Origin of the sequence: Streptomyces sp. UH6 (genome assembly GCF_013421635.1) — a bacterium.
Lineage (GTDB): Bacteria > Actinomycetota > Actinomycetes > Streptomycetales > Streptomycetaceae > Streptomyces > Streptomyces abyssomicinicus.
The window spans coordinates 1-4,900 of the sequence record NZ_JACADT010000396.1 but is presented as its reverse complement, the minus strand read 5'-3'; the positions used below and the strand labels follow the sequence as shown (position 1 = coordinate 4,900).

General features: G+C 72.1%; 3 protein-coding genes. All 3 read right to left on the bottom strand.

Features of this window, described 5'->3' with window-relative positions; genetic code table 11:
- Positions 1-142: 142 nt before the first annotated feature.
- Positions 143-1,375 carry a cytochrome P450 gene (locus HW445_RS18440; RefSeq protein WP_180222095.1) on the bottom strand — a complete coding sequence of 411 codons (1,233 nt, stop codon included), beginning with the start codon at positions 1,373-1,375 and terminating at the stop codon, positions 143-145.
- A 158-nt stretch (positions 1,376-1,533) separates the two neighbouring features.
- Complete coding sequence (locus HW445_RS18435; protein ID WP_180222094.1) at positions 1,534-3,756, bottom strand: NADP-dependent isocitrate dehydrogenase; 2,223 nt, start codon at positions 3,754-3,756, stop codon at positions 1,534-1,536.
- A 235-nt stretch (positions 3,757-3,991) separates the two neighbouring features.
- Positions 3,992-4,900 (bottom strand): mechanosensitive ion channel family protein (locus HW445_RS18430; protein WP_180222093.1); only part of this gene is annotated, 909 nt, incomplete at its 5' end.

The window sequence follows — 4,900 nt, the reverse complement described above, 5'->3', positions numbered from 1 at the left end:
TTCTCCTGCGCCGTCGACGTCACCGGTCCGTTCGCCCTGAGGGTCCGGACCGGCGACGAGGTGGTCGTCACGGAGTGGCTGCGGGTCTGACGGCGGGCGCCGGCCGGAGGACGTCCGGCCGGCCGGCGTCAGCCGGTGGACGTCACCAGGCGACCGGCAGCGCCTGCGGCCCGCGGATCATGGTCCGCCTGCGCCAGGGCACCTGGTCCGCGGGCACCGCGAGCCGCAGCCCGGGCAGCCGCTCCAGCAGCGTCGTCACCAGCAGCTCCGTCTGGAGCCGGGCCAGCACCGCCCCGGTGCAGAAGTGCGGGCCGTTGCCGAACGCCAGGTGCGGATTGGGGTCGCGGGCCAGGTCGATCCCGTCCGGGTCGGGGAAGATCTCCGGATCGCGGTTGGCGGCCAGGTACGACACGTACACCGGCTCCCCGGCGGCGATCGTCCTGCCCGCCAGCTCGACGTCCTCCAGCGCGATCCTGGCCAGTCCGACGGTGCTGCGGTGCGGGATCCAGCGCAGCAGCTCCTCCAGGGCCGCGTCCCGCTTGGCGGGGCGGTCCAGCACCTCGCGCAGACGGTCCATCAGCTCCGGCCGCGTGAGCAGCAGGAACAGCATCTGCCCGCAGTTGTGGGTGACCGCCTCGCCACCGATCTGGAGCGGCCCGGCCACCCCGATCGCCTCCTCCTCGGAGAGCTCGCCGCGGCCGACGGCGGCGCCCAGCATCGCCAGCACGCCGCCCTCCGCGGACGTGTCCTCGCGCCGGGCGCGGATCGTGTCCGTGATCCAGCCGTAGAGCCCGGCCTTGGCGCGCTCGGCGGCCTCCGCGCCGCCGGAGGTCGAGATGATCTGCCGGGTCCAGGCGTGCACCCGCTCCCGGTCCGGCTCCGGGACGCCCATCACCTCGCTGACCAGGGCGAGCGGGAACGGCTCCAGCACCGTGGCGATCAGGTCCGCGGGCGGTCCCTGGGCCAGCAGGTCACCGACCAGCGGGTCGAGCAGCTCCTGCGCGCGGGGCCGCAGCCGCCTCATCGCGCCGACCGTGAAGGCGCCCGCGAAGGCGCGGCGCAGCCGGTTGTGGTCGGGCTGGTCGGCGAAGGCCAGGGAACCGGGGCGGGGCTTGAAGTGCGGGGCCAGCCGGGTGATCTGCCGTCGGGTCACCTCCGCCCGGCCGAACCTGGGGTCGTTGGTGACGGCGCGGACGTCCTCGTAGCGGGTGGCCAGCCAGGCCCAGCCCTCGCCGTGCGGCAGGCTGATCCTGGTCAGCGGGGCCTCGTGCATCAGCTCGGCCAGCACCGGGTCGAAACCGGGGCCGTCGATCTCGGGCGGCACCCATTCCCGGACGGGCGGAGGCGGGGTCGGGGCGGTGATCTCCTGGGTCATGGCACCACCCTGGGGCGCAGGACGGTGCCTGTCGCGTCCGGCTGCTCCGTGCGGCCTCACCGACGGGCCCGGCCGGACGACGGCGGCCCCCGGGACGGCACCGCCCCGCCCGGTGTTCCGGGCGGGGCGGTGCGACGGGACCGGGTGGCCCGGTGAGGTCAGGCGCTCAGGGACGCCAGGGCCTCGTTCCAGGTGGCGGAAGGACGCATGACGGCGGCGGCCTTCTCCGGGTCGGGCTGGTAGTAGCCGCCGATCTCGGCCGGCCGGCCCTGCACCGCGTTCAGCTCCTCGACGATCTTCGCCTCGTCGGCGGAGAGCTTCTCGGCCAGCGGCGCGAAGGCCGCGGCCAGCTCGGCGTCGTCCTTCTGCGCGGCCAGCTCCTGCGCCCAGTACAGGGACAGGTAGAAGTGCGAGCCGCGGTTGTCGATGCCGCCGACCCGGCGGGTCGGGGACTTGTCCTCGTTGAGGAAGGTCGCCGTGGCGCGGTCCAGCGTGTCGGCCAGGACCTGGGCCTTGGCGTTGCCGGTGACCTTGGCGAACTGCTCGAGGGACGGCACCAGGGCGAAGAACTCGCCGAGGGAGTCCCAGCGCAGGTAGTTCTCCTTGACCAGCTGCTGCACGTGCTTCGGGGCGGAGCCGCCCGCGCCGGTCTCGAAGAGGCCGCCGCCCGCCATCAGCGGGACGACCGACAGCATCTTGGCGCTGGTGCCCAGCTCCAGGATCGGGAAGAGGTCGGTCAGGTAGTCGCGCAGCACGTTGCCGGTCACCGAGATGGTGTCCAGGCCCTGGCGGATGCGCTCGAGCGAGAACTTGGTCGCCTCGACCGGCGCCATGATCTCGATCTGCAGGCCCTCCGTGTCGTGCTCCGGCAGGTACGCCCGGACCTTCTCGATCAGCTTCGCGTCGTGGGCGCGCTCGGCGTCCAGCCAGAAGACGGCCGGGGCGCCGGTGGCGCGGGCACGGGTGACGGCCAGCTTCACCCAGTCGCGGATCGGGTCGTCCTTGGTCTGGCAGGCGCGGAAGATGTCGCCGGCCTCGACCGGCTGCTCCAGCACCACGTCGCCCTTGGCGTCGACCAGGCGGACGGTGCCGGCCTCGGCGATCTCGAAGGTCTTGTCGTGGGAGCCGTACTCCTCGGCCTTCTGCGCCATCAGGCCGACGTTGGGGACGGAGCCCATGGTCGACGGGTCGAGGGCGCCGTTGGCGCGGCAGTCCTCGACGACGGCCTGGTAGACGCCGGAGTAGCTGGAGTCCGGCAGGACGGCCAGCGTGTCGGCCTCCTGGCCGTCCGGGCCCCACATGTGGCCGGAGGTACGGATCATGGCCGGCATGGAGGCGTCGACGATGACGTCCGAGGGGACGTGCAGGTTGGTGATGCCCTTGTCGGAGTCGACCATCGCCAGGGCCGGGCCCTCGGCGAGCTCGGCGTCGAAGGAGGCCTTGACGGCGTCACCCTCGGGGAGGGACTCCAGGCCCTTGTAGATGCCGCCCAGACCGTCGTTGGGGGAGAGGCCGGCGGCGGCCAGCTGCTCGCCGTACTGCGCGAAGGTCTTCGGGAAGAACGCGCGCACCACGTGACCGAAGATGATCGGGTCGGAGACCTTCATCATCGTGGCCTTCAGGTGCACCGAGAACAGGACACCCTCCTCCTTGGCGCGGGCGACCTGAGCCGAGAGGAACGCGCGCAGCGCGGCGGCGCGCATCACGGAGGCGTCGACGACCTCGTTCTCGAGGACCGGTACCGACTCGCGCAGCACCGTGGTGTCGCCGGCGGCGGTGACCAGCTCGATGCGCAGCGAACCCGCCTCGGAGATCACGGCGGACTTCTCGGTGGAGCGGAAGTCGTTCTCGCCCATGGTCGCGACGTTGGTCTTCGAGTCCGAGGACCAGGCGCCCATGCGGTGCGGGTGGTTCTTCGCGTAGTTCTTCACCGACGCGGGGGCGCGGCGGTCGGAGTTGCCCTCACGCAGGACCGGGTTGACCGCGGAGCCCTTGACCTTGTCGTAGCGGGCGCGGATGTCGCGCTCCTCGTCGGTCTTCGGGTCGTCCGGGTAGTTCGGCAGCGCGTAGCCCTGCGCCTGCAGCTCCGCCACCGCGGCCTTCAGCTGCGGGATGGACGCCGAGATGTTCGGCAGCTTGATGATGTTGGCCTCGGGCTTCTTGGCCAGCTCGCCGAGCTCCGCCAGGGCGTCCGGGATCCGCTGGTCCTCACGGAGGTACTCCGGGAAGACCGCGAGGATGCGGCCGGCCAGCGAGATGTCACGCGTCTCCACGGGGACACCCGCCTGCGCGGCGTACGCCCGCACGACCGGCAGGAACGAGTACGTCGCCAGGGCCGGCGCCTCGTCGGTGTGCGTATAGATGATGGTCGAGTCAGTCACCGGGTGCTCCGCTCCACGTCTGCAACATTGCTCGACATCAAGATATCTCGTGATCGTGGTGGCGCGACCCCCGGCCCGCCTCTTCCACCGCACCGGGCCCCGCCCGAACGGCCACGGGCCCCGCCCGAACGGCCACGGGCCCTGCCCGAACGGTCACCGGCCCCGCCCGAACGGCCCACGGCCCCGGCCGCCCGGCCGGGGCCCGTGGGCCGTCCTCGCGCGGTCCCGCCCGTCGTCAGGAACGCTGGCGGGGCATGACCGCTTCGTCCCGCCGCACGGTGACGTCGTGGAGCGGCGGCGGCACGCCGATGCCCTCCGCCCGGAAGCGGCGGTGCAGGCGCTTGATGAACTCGTGCTTGATCCGGTACTGGTCGCTGAACTCGCCGACGCCCAGGATCACGGTGAAGTTGATCCGGGAGTCCGCGAAGGTGTGGAAACGGATCGCGGGCTCGTGCTCCGGCACCGCGCCCTCCACGTTCTTCATCACCTCGGTGACGACCTCCGCGGTCACCCGCTCCACGTGCTCCAGGTCGCAGTCGTAGCCGACCCCGGCCTGCACCATGATCGTCAGGTCCTCGCCGGGGCGGCTGAAGTTGGTCATGTTGGTCCCGGCGAGCTTCCCGTTCGGGATGATCACCAGGTTCTGCGACAGGTTGCGGATGGTGGTCTGACGCCAGTTGATGTCGACGACGTAGCCCTCCTCGCCGCCGGCCAGCCGGATGTAGTCACCGGTCCGCACCGTCCGCGAGGCGAGGATGTGGATGCCGGCGAACAGGTTGGCCAGCGTGTCCTGCAGCGCCAGCGCGACCGCGAGACCGCCGACCCCCAGGGCGGTCAGCAGCGGCGCTATGGAGATGCCGAGCGACTGGAGGATCACCAGGAAGCCCAGCGCCACCACCGACACCCGGGTGATGTTCACGAAGATCGACGCCGAGGACGCCACCCCGGAACGCGACTGGGTGATGACACCGACCATGCCACCCACCCCGCGGGCCACGGTCAGCGTCACCACCGTGATCATCACCACGGTCAGGGCCTGGTTGACGGTCCGGCCCACCGCGGACGTCAGCGGCAGCAGCGCCGCGCCCGTCGCCACGCCGCCGAGGACGGCCGCCCACGGCACCACCGTGCGCAGCGCGCCCAC

Excerpts from the sequence above, each read along its gene's own strand:
- HW445_RS18440 (WP_180222095.1), bottom strand. The coding sequence starts at position 1,375 with ATGACCCAGGAGATCACCGCCCCGACCCCGCCTCCGCCCGTCCGGGAA.